This window comes from Halorhodospira halophila SL1, from assembly GCF_000015585.1.
Lineage (GTDB): Bacteria > Pseudomonadota > Gammaproteobacteria > Nitrococcales > Halorhodospiraceae > Halorhodospira > Halorhodospira halophila.
Window position 1 is genome coordinate 1982401 of record NC_008789.1, and the last position, 16895, is coordinate 1999295.

General features: G+C 68.8%; 19 protein-coding genes and 1 tRNA gene. 10 read left to right on the forward strand and 10 right to left on the reverse strand.

The genetic code is table 11. From position 1 onward, the window contains the following. Nucleotides 1–6: 6 nt before the first annotated feature. On the forward strand, nucleotides 7–600 hold the full coding sequence (locus tag HHAL_RS09125; RefSeq protein WP_011814595.1) for an outer membrane beta-barrel protein: 594 nt from the start codon (nucleotides 7–9) through the stop codon (nucleotides 598–600). Nucleotides 601–708: 108 nt separating this feature from the next. Here HHAL_RS09125 and leuB read toward each other — a convergent pair whose 3' ends face one another. From leuB to aroC, 5 genes are all read right to left on the reverse strand, one after another. Beyond that, nucleotides 709–1779, reverse strand: a complete 1071-nt coding sequence (gene leuB, locus HHAL_RS09130; protein ID WP_011814596.1) for a 3-isopropylmalate dehydrogenase — start codon at nucleotides 1777–1779, stop codon at nucleotides 709–711. Nucleotides 1780–1817: 38 nt separating this feature from the next. Beyond that, nucleotides 1818–2465 carry a 3-isopropylmalate dehydratase small subunit gene (gene leuD / locus HHAL_RS09135; protein WP_041595146.1) on the reverse strand — a complete coding sequence of 216 codons (648 nt, stop codon included), beginning with the start codon at nucleotides 2463–2465 and terminating at the stop codon, nucleotides 1818–1820. A gap of 46 nt (nucleotides 2466–2511) precedes the next feature. After that, on the reverse strand, nucleotides 2512–3912 hold the full coding sequence (gene leuC, locus HHAL_RS09140) for a 3-isopropylmalate dehydratase large subunit (protein ID WP_011814598.1): 1401 nt from the start codon (nucleotides 3910–3912) through the stop codon (nucleotides 2512–2514). 77 nt (nucleotides 3913–3989) lie between these two features. Further along, complete coding sequence (locus HHAL_RS09145; RefSeq protein WP_011814599.1) at nucleotides 3990–5159, reverse strand: MFS transporter; 1170 nt, start codon at nucleotides 5157–5159, stop codon at nucleotides 3990–3992. 4 nt (nucleotides 5160–5163) lie between these two features. Continuing rightward, nucleotides 5164–6267, reverse strand: a complete 1104-nt coding sequence (aroC, locus tag HHAL_RS09150) for a chorismate synthase (protein WP_011814600.1) — start codon at nucleotides 6265–6267, stop codon at nucleotides 5164–5166. Between the two features lie 76 nt (nucleotides 6268–6343). On the opposite strand from aroC, the gene HHAL_RS09155 reads away from it, so the two are divergent. The 6 genes from HHAL_RS09155 (at nucleotide 6344) to HHAL_RS09180 (ending at nucleotide 12896) form a co-directional block, all read left to right on the forward strand. Further along, nucleotides 6344–7345 (forward strand): CobW family GTP-binding protein, encoded by a 1002-nt coding sequence (locus HHAL_RS09155; protein ID WP_011814601.1) that lies wholly within the window; start codon nucleotides 6344–6346, stop codon nucleotides 7343–7345. Nucleotides 7346–7505: 160 nt separating this feature from the next. Further along, nucleotides 7506–8249: a 7-cyano-7-deazaguanine synthase QueC gene (gene queC / locus HHAL_RS09160; RefSeq protein WP_011814602.1), complete on the forward strand. Its 744-nt coding sequence runs from the start codon at nucleotides 7506–7508 to the stop codon at nucleotides 8247–8249. A 59-nt stretch (nucleotides 8250–8308) separates the two neighbouring features. Continuing rightward, complete coding sequence (locus tag HHAL_RS09165; protein ID WP_011814603.1) at nucleotides 8309–9571, forward strand: D-amino acid dehydrogenase; 1263 nt, start codon at nucleotides 8309–8311, stop codon at nucleotides 9569–9571. Between the two features lie 107 nt (nucleotides 9572–9678). Then, nucleotides 9679–10056, forward strand: coding sequence for a photoactive yellow protein (pyp, locus tag HHAL_RS09170; protein ID WP_011814604.1), 378 nt, complete (start codon nucleotides 9679–9681; stop codon nucleotides 10054–10056). A 57-nt stretch (nucleotides 10057–10113) separates the two neighbouring features. Continuing rightward, nucleotides 10114–11298, forward strand: a complete 1185-nt coding sequence (gene pcl, locus HHAL_RS09175) for a 4-coumarate--CoA ligase (protein WP_011814605.1) — start codon at nucleotides 10114–10116, stop codon at nucleotides 11296–11298. A gap of 5 nt (nucleotides 11299–11303) precedes the next feature. Beyond that, nucleotides 11304–12896, forward strand: coding sequence for an HAL/PAL/TAL family ammonia-lyase (locus HHAL_RS09180; RefSeq protein WP_011814606.1), 1593 nt, complete (start codon nucleotides 11304–11306; stop codon nucleotides 12894–12896). Nucleotides 12897–12900: 4 nt separating this feature from the next. On the opposite strand, the gene HHAL_RS12720 is transcribed toward HHAL_RS09180, so the two are convergent. The 5 genes from HHAL_RS12720 to HHAL_RS12725 are packed head-to-tail and all read right to left on the reverse strand — an operon-like array spanning nucleotide 12901 to nucleotide 15679. Next, nucleotides 12901–13488, reverse strand: a complete 588-nt coding sequence (locus HHAL_RS12720) for a GspH/FimT family pseudopilin (protein WP_011814607.1) — start codon at nucleotides 13486–13488, stop codon at nucleotides 12901–12903. Continuing rightward, on the reverse strand, nucleotides 13410–13826 hold the full coding sequence (locus tag HHAL_RS09190) for a type IV pilin protein (protein WP_011814608.1): 417 nt from the start codon (nucleotides 13824–13826) through the stop codon (nucleotides 13410–13412). The genes HHAL_RS12720 and HHAL_RS09190 overlap by 79 nt, the downstream gene beginning before the upstream one ends. A 10-nt stretch (nucleotides 13827–13836) precedes the next feature. After that, on the reverse strand, nucleotides 13837–14268 hold the full coding sequence (locus HHAL_RS09195; RefSeq protein WP_011814609.1) for a hypothetical protein: 432 nt from the start codon (nucleotides 14266–14268) through the stop codon (nucleotides 13837–13839). After that, nucleotides 14265–15209 (reverse strand): hypothetical protein, encoded by a 945-nt coding sequence (locus tag HHAL_RS09200; RefSeq protein WP_049751607.1) that lies wholly within the window; start codon nucleotides 15207–15209, stop codon nucleotides 14265–14267. Before HHAL_RS09200 ends, HHAL_RS09195 begins: the two co-directional genes overlap by 4 nt. After that, the gene (locus HHAL_RS12725; protein WP_081432210.1) at nucleotides 15206–15679 is read right to left on the reverse strand and encodes a prepilin-type N-terminal cleavage/methylation domain-containing protein; all 474 of its coding nucleotides are present in this window, start codon (nucleotides 15677–15679) and stop codon (nucleotides 15206–15208) included. The genes HHAL_RS09200 and HHAL_RS12725 overlap by 4 nt, the downstream gene beginning before the upstream one ends. 137 nt (nucleotides 15680–15816) lie before the next feature. Here HHAL_RS12725 and HHAL_RS09215 point away from each other — a divergent pair. From HHAL_RS09215 to HHAL_RS09225, 3 genes are all read left to right on the forward strand, one after another. Further along, nucleotides 15817–15892: transfer RNA gene (locus tag HHAL_RS09215), tRNA-Thr, on the forward strand. Between the two features lie 10 nt (nucleotides 15893–15902). Continuing rightward, entirely contained in the window at nucleotides 15903–16406 is a 504-nt protein-coding gene (locus tag HHAL_RS09220; protein WP_011814612.1) for a YqiA/YcfP family alpha/beta fold hydrolase, read from the forward strand. 115 nt (nucleotides 16407–16521) lie between these two features. Beyond that, the gene (locus HHAL_RS09225; protein WP_011814613.1) at nucleotides 16522–16881 is read left to right on the forward strand and encodes a PA2779 family protein; all 360 of its coding nucleotides are present in this window, start codon (nucleotides 16522–16524) and stop codon (nucleotides 16879–16881) included. The last annotated feature ends 14 nt before the right edge of the window (nucleotides 16882–16895 follow it).

Sequence of the window (16895 nt, forward strand, 5' to 3'; positions counted from 1 at the left end):
ACCCCGATGCGGAACAAGCTTACAGTCGCACTCGCAGGCGGTGCACTCGCCACCGGCGCCTTTGTCGGTCAGGCTTCGGCGCAGATGCCGGCGGATACCGGCAACTTCAATTACAACTACGCCGAGGGTGCACTGGTCCTCCAAGATAGGGATTCGCAAGATCTGGTAGGCCCGCGCGCTAAGGGCTCGGTGGCCTTCACCCGGGACATCTTCGGTGTGGCCGAGCTCAACTACCTAACCGACGACGTCGATATTACGGATCTGCGCGCCGGGGCGGGCTACCGTCTGGGCGTGGCGCCGGAACTCGATTTCTACGGCGTGGCGTCCCTCGTTTATCAAGATTTTGACAACGACTTTGACGACACCGGTCTTGGCATCACCCTGGGCACGCGCTATGCCGTCATGGCCGATTTCGAGATTGCCGGCGAGATCCGTCACACCAACATGGACGACTTCGACAGCACGACCGATCTCGCCGCCCAGTTCCTCTACGGAGTGGCGCCCAACGTGGAGCTCCTCGGGGAGCTGCAGCTGCTCGACGACGGCGACGACATGTTCGAGGACACGGGCCTCGCCCTCGGCGCCCGCTACAACTTCTAAACGGTTCCACACATAACGACCGTCATGCACGAGCCGGCCGCCCTTTAGGGGCGGCCGGCTCGTGTTTTCGCCCGGAACGGCGGGCGTCGGAATGCTGGACGTCGCGAGTCACAGCCGCCCCGCCACTGCCTCACCCATCTCACGAGTGCCCACCGGCCGGTTGCCGCCCTGCAGGTCCGGAGTGCGCAACCCCTCCTCGAGCACCGCCCCCACGGCGGCCTCGACCCGGTCCGCGGCCTCACCCGCGCCCAGGCTGTAGCGCAGCATCATGGCCACCGAGAGGATGGTGGCTAGCGGGTTCGCCTTGTCCTGCCCGGCAATATCCGGCGCCGAGCCGTGGACCGGCTCGTAGAGCCCCTTGCCGTGTTCATCGAGGGAGGCGGACGGGAGCATGCCGATGGAGCCGGTCAGCTGCGCGGCGCAATCCGAGAGGATGTCCCCGAACAGGTTCCCGGTGACCACCACATCGAACTGCTTCGGCGCACGCACCAGCTGCATGGCGGCGTTGTCCACGTACATGTGGCTGAGCTCGACACCCGGGTAGTCCGCCGCCACCCGCTCGACCACTTCGCGCCATAGCTCCGAGCTTTCCAGGACATTGGCCTTGTCCACCGAGCAGACCCGTCCCTGGCGCTGCTCGGCGGCGGCGAAGGCGAGACGGGCAATGCGCTCGATCTCCGACTCGCTATAGACCTCGGTGTTGAAGCCCTGACGCTCGCCACTGTCCAGGGTGCGGATCCCGCGGGGCTGGCCAAAGTAGATCCCGCCGGTGAGTTCGCGAACGATGAGGATATCCAGCCCCGCGACAACATCTTCCCGCAGCGCCGAGGCGCCGGCCAGCTGCGGATACAGGATGGCCGGGCGCAGATTGCCGAACAGACCCAGCTCCGAGCGGATCGCCAGAAGCCCCCGCTCCGGTCGGACGTCCCGTGGGAGCGCATCGTACTGCGGCCCGCCGACGGCCCCCAGCAGCACCGCATCCGCCTCCCGCGCCAGGCGCAGGGTCTCGTCGGGCAGGGGCTGGCCGGCGGCGTCGTAACCGGCGCCGCCAATGGGCGCCGTCTCCATCTCGCAGCCGACCCCGTAGCGCTTATTCAGCGCCTCGAGCACACGCCGGGCCTCCGCGGTGATCTCCGGGCCGATACCGTCCCCGGGGAGCAGCAGGATCTTCTGGGCCATCGTTACGCACTCACCATTCAGATTTCAGGTTTCCGGGTTCAGCGCTCAAGGAACAGCCAGGGGGCTTCCTGCAGGCGGCGCTGCTCATAGGCCTGGATGGCCTCGCTCTGCTCCTCCAGGGTCACGCCGATCTCATCGAGGCCTTCAAGCAGCATGCGCTTGCGGAACGGATCCACGTCGAAGCCGAAACGCTCGCCGCCCGGGGTGACGACCTGCTGCTCGAAGAGATCGATGGTCAGCTGGTAGCCCTCGGTGGCGTAGACCGCCTGAAACAGCTGCTCGACCACCTCCTCGCCCAGCACCACCGGCAGGAGGCCGTTCTTGAAGCAGTTGCTGTAGAAGATATCGGCGAAGCTCGGCGCCACGATGGCCCGGAAGCCGTAGTCCTTCAGGGCCCACGGGGCGTGCTCGCGGGAGGAGCCGCAGCCGAAATTGTCCCGGGCAAGCAGCACGCTGGCCCCCTGGTAGCGCGGCTGATTGAGGACGAAGTCCTCGTTGCGCGGCCGGTTCGTGCAGTCCATCCCCGGCTCGCCGCGATCAAGGTACCGCCACTCATCGAACAGGTAGGGGCCGAACCCCGTCCGCTTGACGGACTTGAGGAACTGCTTGGGGATGATGGCGTCCGTATCGACGTTGGAGCGATCCAGCGGCGCAACCAGACCGGTGTGTCGAGTGAAAGGTTCCATGGGCGTTTCCAGTCTTTTGAAAAAAGGGCCGGGAGACGCTCGGCGTCTACTCCCGGATATCCACGAAGTGACCATGGATGGCGGCAGCGGCCACCATCGCCGGGCTGGCCAGATGGGTGCGGCCGCCCTGGCCCTGGCGCCCCTCGAAGTTCCGGTTGGAGGTCGAGGCACAGCGCTCGCCGGGCTCCAGGCGGTCGGGGTTCATGCCCAGGCACATGGAGCACCCCGGTTCGCGCCACTCGAAGCCGGCATCGAGAAAGACCCGGTCGAGCCCCTCGCCTTCGGCCTGCTGCTTGACCACCCCGGAGCCGGGGACCACCAGCGCCTGGCGGATATTCTCAGCCACCCGACGGCCATGGACGACGGCGGCCGCCTCGCGCAGGTCCTCGATGCGGGCATTGGTGCAAGACCCGATGAAGATCTTGTCCATGGGGATATCGGTCAGTGGCGTCCCCGGCTCCAGGCCCATGTACTCCAGGGCCCGGCCCATCGCCCGGGCGCGCACCGCATCGCTCTCCTCCGCCGGGTCGGGGACGCGGCGATTCACCGAGGCGACCATCTCCGGCGACGTCCCCCAGGTCACCTGGGGCTCGATCTCGTCGGCGTGGAGTTCCACCACCCGGTCGAAGGCCGCATCCTCATCCGAGACCAGGTGGCGCCAACTGGCCACGGCCTGGTCCCACAGCGCGCCCTCGGGGGCATTCGGACGGCCCCGGACATACTCGATGGTGGTGTCATCCACAGCCACCATACCGGTACGCGCCCCGGCCTCGATGGACATGTTGCAGATGGTCATCCGCCCTTCCATGGAGAGGCTGCGTATGGCCTCGCCGCCGTACTCCAGTGCGTACCCCGTGCCGCCCGCAGTACCGATGCGACCGATGATCGCCAGGATGATGTCCTTGGCCGTGACCCCCCGCCCGAGCTGACCATCGATGCGGATGAGCATGGTGCGGGCCTTCTTCTGCACCAGGGTCTGCGTGGCCAGGACATGCTCCACCTCACTGGTGCCCACCCCGAAGGCCAGTGCGCCCAGGGCGCCGTGGGTCGAGGTGTGCGAGTCGCCACAGACCAGGGTCATCCCCGGCAGTGTCGTGCCCTGCTCAGGCCCGACGACGTGGACGATCCCTTGGCGCGGGTCGCGGATACCAAACTCGATCACCTGGAAGTCCTTGCAGTTGCGATCCAGCGTCTCGATCTGCACCCGCGAGACCGGATCCTCCACCGGCTGACTGCGGTCGGTGGTGGGGACGTTGTGATCGGTCACGGCAAGATTGGACGCCACGCGCCACGGCTGGCGACCGGCCAGGCGCAGACCCTCGAACGCCTGCGGCGAGGTCACCTCATGCAGGAGCTGACGATCGATGTAAAGCAGCGCCGATCCATCGTCGTACTCGGTGACAACGTGGCTATCCCAGAGTTTGTCGTAGAGGGTCTTCCCGGTCATTGGCCTGTTCTATCAATTGGCTTAGAAACATTCACTTGAACATTATATCGGACCGACCCCCCTCGGGGGAAATGCCCTCAGGCCCGCTGCCCGCGCAGGCTCCAGGCCGCCAGGATCGCCGCCAGGAAGGCCACCGCGCTGGCAGCCAGGAAGGTCTGCCCGCCGAAGAGATCCCAGGCCATGCCGGAGAGCAGCGACCCCAGCGCCACCCCGGCACCGAAGGTCAGACTGGAGTACAGCGCCTGCCCCCGACCCTGCGCGGCGCCGGTGAAGAACCGGTTGACCACATCGATCGCCACCGCGTGATAGATCCCGAAGCTGGCGGCATGGAAGGTCTGGCTCAGGGCCACGAGCCAGGCCGAATCCACCCACGCGGCGACCATCAGCCAGCGCAGGCCGCCCAGCGCTAGGGCCAGGGTCAGCAAGGTGCGGGCGCCAAAACGAGGCAGCAGCCGGTGCATAACCAGGAAGATGGCGATCTCAGCCACCACCCCCCAGGCCCACAGCGCGCCGATCAGCCCGCCGCTGTAGCCGTGATCCTCCAGGTAGATGCTGAAGAAGCCGTAGAACGGTCCGTGGCCCATCTGGTTGAGGAAACAGGCCAGAAAGAACCCGATCACCGCCGGCCGGCGCAAGGTCTCCCAGAAACCGTCCCCATCGGCGCGGTGCGTGGCACGCCCGGCCTCCGGCGCGATGAGGCTGGAAACCGCGAGCCCGCCGAAGATCAGCAGCACCACGTAGGGCAGTGCATCGAAACCGGCCCGATCGAGCATCTCGCCGATGCCCATCACCGACAGGATGAACCCCACCGACCCCCACAGCCGGATGCGGCTGTAGCGGTGCTCCTGCCCGCGCAGATGGTTGAACGTATTGGCTTCGTACTGGGGCAGTGCGGCGTTCCAGAAGAACCCGAACAGGGCCATGACCAGCGCCACCGCGCCGAAGGTCTCGGCGAGGAGGATCGCCGAGAAGGCCAGGAGCGCCACCACCGAGGCCGCGCGCACCACCGCCATGCGTCGATTAAGGCGGTCGGCCAGCACCCCCCAGACGTTCGGGGCGATGATCTTGGTGGCGTGGAGAATGGCCAGCAGTTGACCGATCTCCGCCGAGGAGAAGCCCTCGGCGCGCAGGTACGGCCCCCAGTAGGGCATCAGGGCCCCGAGGGCGGCAAAGAAGAAGAGGTAGAAGCCCGAGAGCCGCCAGTACGGCAACGCCGGTTGCGCCCCGCCCGGAGTCCCGCCGCTCAAGGGATTACTCCCGGTCGCGGGCGGGCAGCACCGGGGTCCCGGACTCGACATCGGCGTTCTGTGCCCGATGCCGCAGCCAGTGGTCCATCACCACCAGCGCCGCCATGGCCTCGGCGATGGGCACCGCACGGATACCGACACACGGATCGTGGCGCCCCTTGGTCACCACCGAGACCGGCTCGCCGTGCACGTCCACCGAGCGCCCCGGGATGAGCATGCTCGAGGTCGGCTTCAGCGCCGCCCGCACCACCAGATCCTGTCCGCTGGAGATCCCGCCGAGCACCCCGCCGGACTGGTTGCCGGCGAATCCCGCGGGGGTGAGCTCGTCGCGATGGGCGCTGCCCCGCTGCCCTGCCGCCGCCATGCCGGCGCCGACCTCCACCCCCTTGACGGCGTTGATGGACATCAGCGCCTTGGCCAGGTCGGCATCCAGACGGTCGAAGACCGGCTCGCCGAGCCCCGGCGGCACATGGCGGACCTCGACCTCGACGGCAGCGCCCACCGAATCGCCAGCCTTACGCACCTCTTGGATCAGGGCCTCGAGCTCCGGGATGCGCGCCGGGTCGGCGCAGAAGAAGTCGTTGTCATCCACCGCCGACCAGTCCTCGGCGCCGAGTTCGATCCCACCCATCTGGGCCAGCCGCCCGCGGATCTCGATACCGAGACGCTGGGCGAGGTAGCGGCGGGCGATGGCCCCGGCGGCCACCCGCACGGCGGTCTCCCGAGCCGAAGAACGGCCGCCGCCGCGGTAATCGCGAACCCCGTACTTCTGCTGATAGGTGTAGTCGGCGTGCCCAGGCCGGAACCGCTGGGCGATCTCGGAGTAATCCTTGGAACGCTGGTCGGTGTTCTCGATGAGCAGACCGATGGGGGTGCCGGTGGTCACCCCCTCGAAGACCCCGGAGAGGATCTGCACCTGATCGCTCTCGCGGCGCTGCGTGGTGTGCTTGGAGCGCCCGGGCCGACGCCGATCGAGCTCGACTTGCAGGTCGGCCTCGGTCAGGGCCAGCCCCGGCGGGCAGCCGTCCACCACGCCGCCCAGCGCGGGGCCGTGACTCTCACCAAAGGTGGTGACCGTAAACAGGGTGCCAAAGGTATTCCCAGACATAGGCCGTCGATTGTAGCACTGCAGATCCGTGGGCGGGCCTGGCCGGCGACTGGCCGGTGGGCGTATCCTGCACGCCATGCACGCACCCGCCCCCACCAACCTGATCACCGGTTTTCTGGGCGTCGGCAAGACCACGGCCATCCGGCATTTACTGTCCGAGGCCCGCCCGACCGATCAGCGCTGGGCCGTGCTCGTCAACGAGTTCGGCGACGTCGGCGTCGACGCCACCCGCCTCGAAGACGGCGCGGCGATCGAAGAACTCCCCGGCGGCTGCCTGTGCTGCACCCTCGGGGCGCCGTTCCGGATCGCCCTGGCCCGCCTGCTGCGCCGCAGCCGCCCGGCCCGCCTGCTCATCGAGCCGACCGGACTCGGCCACCCGGCCCGCATCCTCGACCTACTCCGTGAGTTCGAGCAGCAGGGCGCCATCACCCTGCGCGCCACGCTGACCCTGGTCGACCCGCGACAGCTCGACGACCCGCGGGTCGCCGGACACGACGCCTTCCGCGACCAAGCGCAGCTGGCCGATGTCCTGATCGCCCACAAGACGGACCTGTGCAGCGCCAGCGAGCGGGCCGCTTTCAACTCCTGGGCACACACCCTCTACCCGCCGAAGCAGCGCATCGAGGAGGCAGCCCACGGCCGTATCGATCCGGCCTGGCTGGATGAGCCGGCCGGCCGGGCCGGGACGCTGGACACCGGGGCACCAGCCCCCCACCGCGCGGCCGAGCACCACCACGGGGCCGGGCGCGCCGCGCCGGAGCCGGGTCAGCCCGTGCGGGCCGAACAGAGCGGCGGCGCCGTCCCGGCGTGCGGATGGATCTTCCACTCCGAGGATGTCTTCGATCGCCACGCCCTGCTCCAGGTGCTGGAGTCCCTGCGCGACTGTCAGCGCGTCAAGGGCGTCATGCGCACCGGCCGCGACTGGCTGCGCGTGGATGCCGATGGCGATGGCGTGCGGGCGGAGGCGACGGCCTGGCGGGGCGAGAGCCGGCTAGAGGTCATCGGCCCCGCCGCAGACACCAGCTGGGCGGGCACCGAACAGGCCCTGCTGGCCGCCTACCGGGGCACCGGCCACTGACCCCAACCCGGCGGACGACGTCCATCCACCGAGGGGCACCAGGGATTGGCGGGCTAAGCCAGGCGACTGTCCCCGTTACCCGCCCACTGCGGGTCTAGCGGACGCCGCGCACAACCCCTATCCTGTTGCGGGTACGCGACCGTGAACCAGGAATCAGGCGATGGCCGAGCGCCCACAGCGGGTACCCGCCAGCACCGAGCAGGAGTCCGCCCTGGTCCTCTTCTCCGGGGGACAAGATTCCACGGCCTGCCTGGCCTGGGCACTGGAGTATTTCAGCCGGGTCGAGACCGTGGGCTTCGCCTACGGCCAGCGTCATGATGTGGAGCTATCGGCCCGCGAGGAGGTCCTCGACGGATTGCGCGCCCTCCGCCCCGACTGGGCGGCGCGCCTGGGCAGCGACCGTGTGCTGGATGCCGGCGTGCTGGGCGAGATCAGCGATACCGCACTGACTCAAGATGCCGAAATCGCCTACGACGCGCGCGGCCTGCCCACCACCTTCGTCCCCGGCCGCAACCTGCTCTTCTTCACGCTGGCAGCAGCCGTGGCCCACCGGCGCGGCATCCGCCATCTGGTTGCTGGCGTCTGCGAGACCGACTTCTCCGGCTACCCCGACTGCCGCGACGACACCGTCAAGTCCCTGCAGGTCACCCTCAACCTGGGCATGGCCGAGCGGCTGGTGCTGCACACCCCATTGATGTGGCTGGATAAGGCCCAGACCTGGATGCTGGCCGAACAACTTGGCGGAAGCGCACTGGTGGATTTGACCGTCGAGGCGAGCCATACGTGTTATTACGGCATGCGGGAGCAGCGCCACGAATGGGGCTACGGCTGCGGCGAGTGCCCGGCCTGCCGGCTGCGCGCCGAAGGCTGGCACCGTTTCCGACACGGCAGCGGCGCACAGTAACCCCTTGCCGCGCCCGCGAGGTTGAGCCGTATCCAAACCACAACCGAGGGAGAAGACCGATGCGCATCGCTGTAGTCGGGGCCGGCGTCGTCGGAACCTCCGTGGCCTGGGAGCTGACCGCCCGTGGCCACCAGACCGTGCTGATCGAGCGCTGCAATGAGGTCGCACAGGAGACCAGCTTTGCCAATGGCGCCCAGCTCCACGCCGGCCACGCCGCCCCGTGGAACCCGCCAGGCGTGCTCCGCGACGCCATCGGCTGGCTCGGGAAATCCGACTCGCCCCTGCGCATCAACCCCCTGCGGGTGCTGCGCAACCCCAGCTGGTCACTGCGTTTCCTGGCCAACGCCACCGCGCGGCGCTACCGGCGTCACGCTGACGCCAACGCGGCGCTGGCCCTCTACGGCGTACAGCAGGCACGCGCCTGGCGCGATGCCCTCGGACTCACCTTCGATGCCCGCGACAGCGGCATCCTGAAGCTCTTCGACGACCCCGACGCCCTGGAGCACGGACGCGCCGAAGCGACCGCCGTGGAGGCTCTGGGCATCCGCCACCGGGTTCTGAGTATCGACGAGACGCTCGCCCGCGAACCGGCTCTGAGCGATGCCGCAGATCAACTGGCCGGTGCCATCGAGTTCCCCGACGACGGCTGTGGCGACCCACTGCAGTTCACCGCAGCCCTCGCCGAGCGGCTGACCGCCGAGGGCGCCGAGCTCTGGCTGGGCACTACGGCACGTCGACTGCTGGGCGGCCCTGCCGGGGTGGAGGGCGTCGAGACCAGCCGCGGGGTCGTGGACGTCGATGCCGTGGTCGTCGCAGCGGGCAGCTATAGCCCGGCCCTGACCCGCGCGTTCGGCGTGCGCCTGCCCATTGAACCGGTCAAGGGCTACTCGGTCAGCATCCCGCTGAAGGGGGTCAAGGGCGCCCCGGAGATGCCCATCATCGACGACACCCGCAAGGTGGTGCTCACCCGGCTGGGTGACCAGCTGCGCATCGCCGGCAAGGCGGAGATCACCGGCTTCGACCTGAACCTGGACGAGCGGCGCTGGCAGGTCGTCCGCAAGCAGGGGCTGAGCCGCTTCCCGCACCTGGCCGAGCAACTGGCGGACGCCCCGAGCCACCCCTGGGCCGGCCTGCGCCCGATGACCTGCGACGGCCTGCCGATCCTCGGCCCAACACCGGTCTCCGGCCTCCATCTCGCCACCGGCGTGGGCCACCTGGGCTGGACGTTCGCCGCCGGCAGCGCACGCCTGGTTGCCGACCAGCTGGAGGAACGCACCTGCGATCTGGACCCCACTCCTTACCAACTGCGGAGACCCCGATAACCTGGGAGAGCACGAGCACCCCTTGTTATACAAGGATTGTACATATACGCTGACCAGTCAGTGGTGAGTCGGGCTCACCACGCGGTGGCAAGCAGAGGAGCATCACCATGGAACACGTTGGTTTCGGCAGCGACGACATCGAAAACACCCTGGCCAAGATGGACGACAGTCAGCTGGACAACCTGGCCTTCGGCGCCATCCAGCTCGACGGTGACGGCACCATCCTTCAGTACAACGCCGCCGAGGGCGACATCACCGGCCGGAACCCGAAGGAGGTGATCGGCAAGAACTTCTTCAAGGACGTGGCCCCGTGCACGGATAGCCCGGAGTTCTCCGGCAAGTTCAAGGAGGGCGTGGCCTCCGGCAACCTCAACACCATGTTCGAGTACACCTTCGACTACCAGATGACCCCGACCAAGGTGAAGGTGCACATGAAGAAGGCCCTCTCCGGGGACAGCTACTGGGTCTTCGTCAAGCGCGTCTAGACCCGGGCCCAGCTCCCCGCACGCACCGTGTGCGGGGAGCCGCAGAAGGATCGACCGATGCAAGGGCTGAATGCCGATGAGGTGCTGCGCCTGCTGCGCAGCCTGATTCCCGGCGAACTGGCCGAGGGGCGCGGTCACCGCAATGACCCGCCCGAGGGAACGGACATCTGCGCGGACACCCGGCTGGACCACACCCCCATCCGCGCCGATTCGCTGGATCGGCTCCATCTGGCCAGCGCCCTGAATCGCCTCTTCTGCCTCCACGAGACCGGGGTGGAGGACCGCCTCTTGACGGTGCGCCGCATCGGCGATATCGCTGAACTGATCGCCGAGGGCAGCCAGCACACCAGCGGCCTGAGCTTCTCCACCTCCGGCAGCACGGGCACCCCGCAATCCCACCATCACAGCTGGTCGGCCCTGACCCAGGAAGCCGAGGCCCTGGCCGCGGCCCTCGGCCACCACCGACGCGTGATCGCCTGGTTGCCGCTCCACCACCTGTATGGGTTCGTCTTCGGCGTCGCCCTACCCCGCACCCTGGGCAGCACGGTGGTCGAGAGCCACGAGGCTCCCGCCGCCTTGTTCCGCAACCCCGCACCCGACGACCTCATCGCCAGCGTCCCGGCGCGATGGCGCTACCTACTCGACAGCGATCACCGCTTCCCCGGCGGCACCGGCGTGAGTTCGACGGCCCCACTCGAGGCAGCCTGTCGGCACGGGCTGCCGCGGGCCGGACTGGACGCCCTGGTCGAGGTCTACGGCGCCACGGAGACCGGCGGGATCGGCTTGCGCTGGGCCCCCGCAGAGGATTACCGACTCCTGCCCTACTGGCAGTGCAACGCCGACGGCAACCTCCGGCGCGCACTGCCCGAAGGGTCGGCCGTGACCATCACCCCGCTGGATCGGCTCGAGTGGCTGGACGAGCGGGTCTTCCGGCCCCGCGGGCGCATCGATGACATCATCCAGATCGGCGGGGTCAACGTCTCGCCGCAGCACGTGGCACGCCGCTTCGAGAGCCACGAGGCGGTTGCCGCCTGCGCGATACGCAGCCACGGAGAGGGCAGCCAGCGGCGGCTGAAGGCCTTCATCGTCCCGGCTCACCCCGAGACCGACCCCGAGGAGCTACGCCAGGCGCTGGAAACCTGGGCGTGGGAACACCTGCCGGCAGTGGAGCGGCCGACCGACCTGCGCATCGGTCCCGAGTTGCCGCGCAACGCCATGGGCAAGCTGCAGGATTGGGACTGAGCAGCATGGCCGAAGTGGACCTGGCCGGCAGCCTGAGCGCCGCAGACATCGAGGCCATCGGTTACGGCCACAGGACCGCAACGGTCTCGCCGACCGGCTGGAAGCGGCTGCGCTCGGCCGAGGCATACCTCCAGCGCCTGGTGGATGAGCGCCGCCAGGTTTACGGCGTCACCACCGGCTACGGCCCCCTGGCCACCAGCCGGATCGACCCCTCGGCCTCACGCACCCTGCAGCGCAACCTGGTCTACCACCTGTGCAGCGGCGTCGGCGAGCCGCTCTCCCGCTGTCACACCCGGGCGACGCTTGGCGCGCGGATCGCCAGCGTCACCCGGGGCCACTCCGGGGTGACGCCAGCGGTGGTGGAGCGGCTGCTGGCGTGGCTGGAACACGACGTGGTGCCAGAGGTGCCGGCCATCGGCACCGTCGGCGCCAGCGGCGACCTGACCCCGCTGGCCCATGTGGCCCGGGCCCTCATGGGCGAAGGCCGGGTGTGCATCAACGGCGGGGAATGGGAGCCCGCCGACGCCGCCCAACGCCGCCTCGGCTGGGAACCGTGGACCCTGGACGGAAAGGACGCCATCGCCCTGGTCAATGGCACCTCCACCACCGCGGGCATATGCGCCGTGAACGGTGCAGGTGCTGAACGTGCCGCCGGGGTCTGTGCGGTGCTGGGGATGGTTTACGCTGAGCTTCTCGGTGGCCATGCCGAGGCCTTCCAGCCGGCCATCGGAGCCGTCCGGCCCCACCCCGGGCAGATGCGCGCCCACGCCTGGCTCACCGCTCTTGCCGAGGACAGCCAGCGCCTCCAACCGTGGACCGGCACACCGCCCCGGCTGACCGAGGGCCAGGAGGCCGTGCTTCCTGATCAGCCCCTCCCCCAAGACCCCTACTCGATTCGCTGTCTGCCCCAGGCGCTGGGCGCGGTGCTGGACAGCATCACCTTCCACAACCAGACCGTAGCCAGCGAGCTAGACGCCGCCAGCGACAACCCCCTGCTCTTCCCGGACGAGGGGCGCGTGCTGCACGGCGGCAACTTCTTTGGCCAGCACCTTGCCTTCGCCGCCGACGCCCTGAACAATGCCGTGGTGCAGCTGGCGTTACACAGCGAACGGCGCATCAGCCGCATCACCGACTCAACCCGCAGCGGCTTTCCGGCCTTCATGCAGCCGCGCCAGACCGGTTTGCACAGCGGCTTCATGGGGGCCCAGGTCACGGCCTCGGCCCTGGTGGCCGAGATGCGGACCGGGGCCCACCCAGCCTCCATCCAATCGATACCGACCAACGCCGACAACCAGGACATCGTCCCCATGAGCACCCGCGCAGCGCGGCAGGCAGCCACCAACCTGGACCATCTGCAGCGGATCTTGGCCATCGAGGCGCTGGTGCTGGCGCAAGGCCTCGAGCTGGCCGATGGTGTCGGGTTTAGCAGCAGCGCGCGGCGTACCCTGGGATGGGTACGCGAACTGGCCCCACCGCTGGAGGACGATCGCCCGCTGGCCGAGGAGATCGCCCGCGTTGCTGCTGCGCTGGCCACGCCGTACCAAGCCCACCGACTGGTTGCCGGGCTTCCGGGCGCGCCCCCGGGGCCAGCCTCCTGAGGCCTCAATCGCAGGGCTCACCCCGCTGATCGTTGTCCGCTCTTGCCCGGCCGGTGCTAGCCACACGGATGGCGACCACTGCCGCGCCGTCGCGACAAAGCCTCAGGGTGTCGCCGTAAATGCGCGATAGCCAGCCATCAGGCTGAAACCGGAAGTCTTCCCGCCCGCTGTCCGACACGACCCGGTGACCCGGCCCGATCCCACGCCCCCGGGCCAGGAGTTGCTCCGGTCCCGGCGCCTGGCCGGATGCAGCCTCGCCGCGGAACAGGATCCAGCCGTCGTCCCAGCCCTGCGCATCGCATCCGGCCTGCGGGGTGCCGCCGCACAAGGTGACCGTCTCGCCTTGGTCCAGTGCCTCGATGCGTGCCCGCTCCAGCCCGGCGAGGAGTTCCCGCTGCCAGACCCAAGCGCGGACCTCATCCACACCGGCACCCAACTGTGGCGCCGCCACAGCGGTCAGCCCGGCAATCAGGGCGAGCGCCACCAGCAGCTCGGTCAGCGTGAATCCCGGGGTCAGTCGCCCCAGCAGACCTCCGCGGCCCCGGGGGCACTGCCCCGTTCGCCGCGGTGATCGAGGGTGAATTCCGTACACGCCTCATCCGCCTCCTGCGGACTTCCCGGCGCCGGTGTGGCGGTCAGGCGAAAGCCATCGGCGTCGGTCTCGATCTCGAGTTCATAGAGGCCCCGCTCGGACAACTCCGGGACCTCATCTGTGCACGCCTGGTAGCTCATCTCCTGGATGAAACAGCGCTCGAGCGCCATCCAAGTATCCAGCAGAGTGGCGGTGGCATCGCTGCGATCCGCCTGCACCTTGTACTGGCCGTAGAACGGGTAGGCGATCGCCACCAGGATGGCCAGGATAGCCAGTACGATCATCAGCTCGACCAGGCTGAAGCCAGCCACACGGACGCGCTGACCCACTCTCTTCATAAGACCGTCCTCAATCCAGATTTCCGTGGGGGCATTCGCGCTGCCAGCGGATCTCGACGCGGTCAGCCGCCCCCGATGCCTGCGCCGGCTCGAGCACAACGCCCGCCTGCAGGCAGACCTCGGTCCGGTCGCCCCCAAGGCCACGGGCGCAAACCCGGAACTGACCGTGATTGCGCTCGATAGCGTAGCATGGCGCCGCTGCCTCGCCGCTGCAGCACCCGGGGTCGCCGGCGCCCTGGCGGCCGGATGCAAGGTCGCGCATCGCCGCGGCCAGCTCGTCGCCGGCCGCCAGGCGGGCCGCAGCCCGGGACTCCAGGGCCGCAGCCGCACGTAGCTGCAGGGCGGTGGGTGCAACCACCGACCACGACAACAGCGCCAGCATGACCACCACCGCACTCAGACCGAGTACAGCAAAGCCGGCCTGCCGGGAGGCCACCGTCAAGGCAGCCTCCCGTGGATCGGCACTGTGACCGTCTGGATCTGGTCCGCTTTGGTGGCGCCGCGCTCGCCACCGGCACGGATGCGTGCAGTGAAGCGCACAGCACAGACCCGCAGCCAGTCGTCCACCTCCTTGGCGCTCCTAAAGCGCTCCGGATAACCGGGGCCTTCGGCCGGGTCGTCGGCACCCGGACACTCGGCGAAGCCCATCTCCAGTGCCTCGACCCCGCGCAGGATCGGCTGGGGAGATTGCTCACCCCGGCCGAGGTTCAGGGTGGGCACCCGGTCTTGACCGCCGTCGTCCGTCGGCCGCAACCGGTGCACTTGAACGGACCGCGCATCGTCATCCTCCGCCGACTCTTCCACCTGCCACCAAGGGACCCATGCCACGCCGCGCTCGGGCAACTCGTGACCTTCGCCAACCCCGTGAAGCCTCAGGCCCTTGGTCCCGCGCACCTCCTCGACCTCAAGCAGGAACAGCCCCCTTCCACCACCCACCAGGACCGCTCCCGGCAGGCCTCCGAACGCCTCCGTCACGGGCGCATCCAGCTCGATGTCCGCCTCCGGGGCCGCCACCTCGAGGGCCTCGTAGCCGGTCACCACGCCCTGGGACTCCGCCGGATAGCGCGACCAGGTCAGCCCACCCTCCTCGGCACGCAGCCCCGGCGGATCGAGCCGTTTCGCGATCACCTCGTCCGCGGGGCCTTCGCCCCGATACAGGGGGGTCGTACCACCGCAGGGGACCTCCCCGGCCCGGGAGACTTCCCTATCGAGCATCTGGCGCAGCAACGCCCCCTTGTCCGCCACCCGCCCCAGGTCTTCCACCGTGGCGCTGGCGCGCAGCGCACTGCCGAGGAGCTGCACCGCGGCGAGCAACGCCACCGATGCCACCCCGAGCGCCACGAGCAGCTCGACCAGCGTCACACCACCCATGCGCCGGATCATCGATTGACCTCAGGGAGTTGCCCGGAAAGCTCAAGGGACGATGGCGCGTCGCGGTGGGGGGCTTGCCAGCGGAGCTCGACGCGGATGCGATCGGCGGCCGCCTCGGCCGACACCTCGGCCTGCGGCAGCTGGCAGGCCACCTCGGCCCGCCAGCCGTCGGCATCGACCACATCGCCACGGGGCTGATCCTTGACCGACGGCGGTTGGCACGCGTCGATATCACCCGCATCGACCGCGGCCAAGGCAGCGGCGCGCTGATCCGGGGCGACCAGCCGGGCACGGGCGATCAACTCTTCGGCAAGGAGGGTCGCCCGGACGTGATAACCGGCATCACGAGCCCCGTGCACCCCGCCGTACAGGGCGAGGAGCGACACGGCCGCGACACCGGCCAAGAGCCCGAGGGCCACAAGCGCCTCGAGGAGTGTGAATCCTGAGTGGCGAGGCATCCCTTCCTCGCGTATGGGTTCCATCCGCACTTTCCATGCGCACCCTCGAAGGCTAGCGCAGGATGCCGGGCACGCCACCGCGGCCCGATGACGCACGGGGGGCTTGGTTCCCCGCCCACCCTTCGGCTACAATTCGCGGCGTTATCGACAAGGTACTCAGCGCCGGTGTAGCTCAGTTGGTAGAGCAGCCGATTCGTAATCGGCAGGTCGGTGGTTCAAGTCCACTCGCCGGCACCATTCACACCGCATGACCCACCATCACGTCTACTACGCCCACGGCAAGGGCACCGGCCCGCGGGGCCACAAGAGCAAGGCCCTCCTGCCCATCGCCGAGCAGGCGGGGTTCGCCGTGGAGAGCATCGACTTCACCGCCACCGAGGATCCGGATGAGCGGGTGGCCATGCTGTTGGAGCATCGCCCCCAGGCCACGGGGCGGCTGGTGCTGGTCGGCTCAAGCATGGGCGGCTACGTCATGGCCAACGCTGCCGACGAATTGGGCGCTGACGGCCTCTTCCTGCTTGCGCCGGCTATCGGCATCCCGGGGTATCCGGCTTATCCGGCACCGACCACTCGCCACCAGGAGATTGTCCACGGCTGGCGCGATGCGCTGATCCCGCCCCCGTCGGTGGTGACGTATGCGGAGCGCCAGCGGGCCCGGCTGCACCTGCTCGATGCCGAGCATGACCTCAACGACCACCTGCCGACCCTACAGCGACTGTTTGCTGACTTCCTCCAGCGCGTGGCCGGCTGAGGGCACCGATGCCGTCGTGATCTGGGCACGTTGCGTCGCGCACAGCAGCGTGCCAACCTCCCAACATTGTGGGTCTTCCCATCAAAAAACCCTCCCCCAATAGCGGAGATCGTCCATGAAACGCACTGGCATCCGAGGTCTCATCGTCCTGATTGGGCTCGCCCTGTCGCTGGGCACCATGGCGCCGACCACCGCCCTGGCCGGTGTCGTCGGCACCAGCGACGTCATCAGCGAACGTCAGGTGGCATCCGATCGCGATCGTGTGCAACAGGCACTGCAGCGTGACGACGTGCAGCAGGCACTCACCGATTACGGCGTCGATCCGGCCCAAGCCGAAGAGCGCGTGGCGGCCCTGAGCGACGAAGAGGCCCGGGAACTGGCCGAGCACATCGAACAGCAACCGGCCGGAGCGGGGGTCTCCATCGGCGCCACCACCATCCTCCTACTGGTCATCATCTGGCTCCTGGTCCGCTGAACCGCCGCCCGGGG

Coding starts and splice junctions, on each gene's coding strand:
- leuB (WP_011814596.1), bottom strand. CDS start 1,779: ATGGCCCAGAAGATCCTGCTGCTCCCCGGGGACGGTATCGGCCCGGAG.
- pcl (WP_011814605.1), top strand. CDS start 10,114: ATGCAAGGGCTGAATGCCGATGAGGTGCTGCGCCTGCTGCGCAGCCTG.
- HHAL_RS09155 (WP_011814601.1), top strand. CDS start 6,344: ATGCACGCACCCGCCCCCACCAACCTGATCACCGGTTTTCTGGGCGTC.
- HHAL_RS09225 (WP_011814613.1), top strand. CDS start 16,522: ATGAAACGCACTGGCATCCGAGGTCTCATCGTCCTGATTGGGCTCGCC.
- HHAL_RS09180 (WP_011814606.1), top strand. CDS start 11,304: ATGGCCGAAGTGGACCTGGCCGGCAGCCTGAGCGCCGCAGACATCGAG.
- leuC (WP_011814598.1), bottom strand. CDS start 3,912: ATGACCGGGAAGACCCTCTACGACAAACTCTGGGATAGCCACGTTGTC.
- HHAL_RS09190 (WP_011814608.1), bottom strand. CDS start 13,826: ATGAAGAGAGTGGGTCAGCGCGTCCGTGTGGCTGGCTTCAGCCTGGTC.
- leuD (WP_041595146.1), bottom strand. CDS start 2,465: ATGGAACCTTTCACTCGACACACCGGTCTGGTTGCGCCGCTGGATCGC.
- HHAL_RS09165 (WP_011814603.1), top strand. CDS start 8,309: ATGCGCATCGCTGTAGTCGGGGCCGGCGTCGTCGGAACCTCCGTGGCC.
- queC (WP_011814602.1), top strand. CDS start 7,506: ATGGCCGAGCGCCCACAGCGGGTACCCGCCAGCACCGAGCAGGAGTCC.
- aroC (WP_011814600.1), bottom strand. CDS start 6,267: ATGTCTGGGAATACCTTTGGCACCCTGTTTACGGTCACCACCTTTGGT.
- HHAL_RS09220 (WP_011814612.1), top strand. CDS start 15,903: ATGACCCACCATCACGTCTACTACGCCCACGGCAAGGGCACCGGCCCG.
- pyp (WP_011814604.1), top strand. CDS start 9,679: ATGGAACACGTTGGTTTCGGCAGCGACGACATCGAAAACACCCTGGCC.
- HHAL_RS09125 (WP_011814595.1), top strand. CDS start 7: ATGCGGAACAAGCTTACAGTCGCACTCGCAGGCGGTGCACTCGCCACC.
- HHAL_RS12725 (WP_081432210.1), bottom strand. CDS start 15,679: ATGGAACCCATACGCGAGGAAGGGATGCCTCGCCACTCAGGATTCACA.
- HHAL_RS09200 (WP_049751607.1), bottom strand. CDS start 15,209: ATGATCCGGCGCATGGGTGGTGTGACGCTGGTCGAGCTGCTCGTGGCG.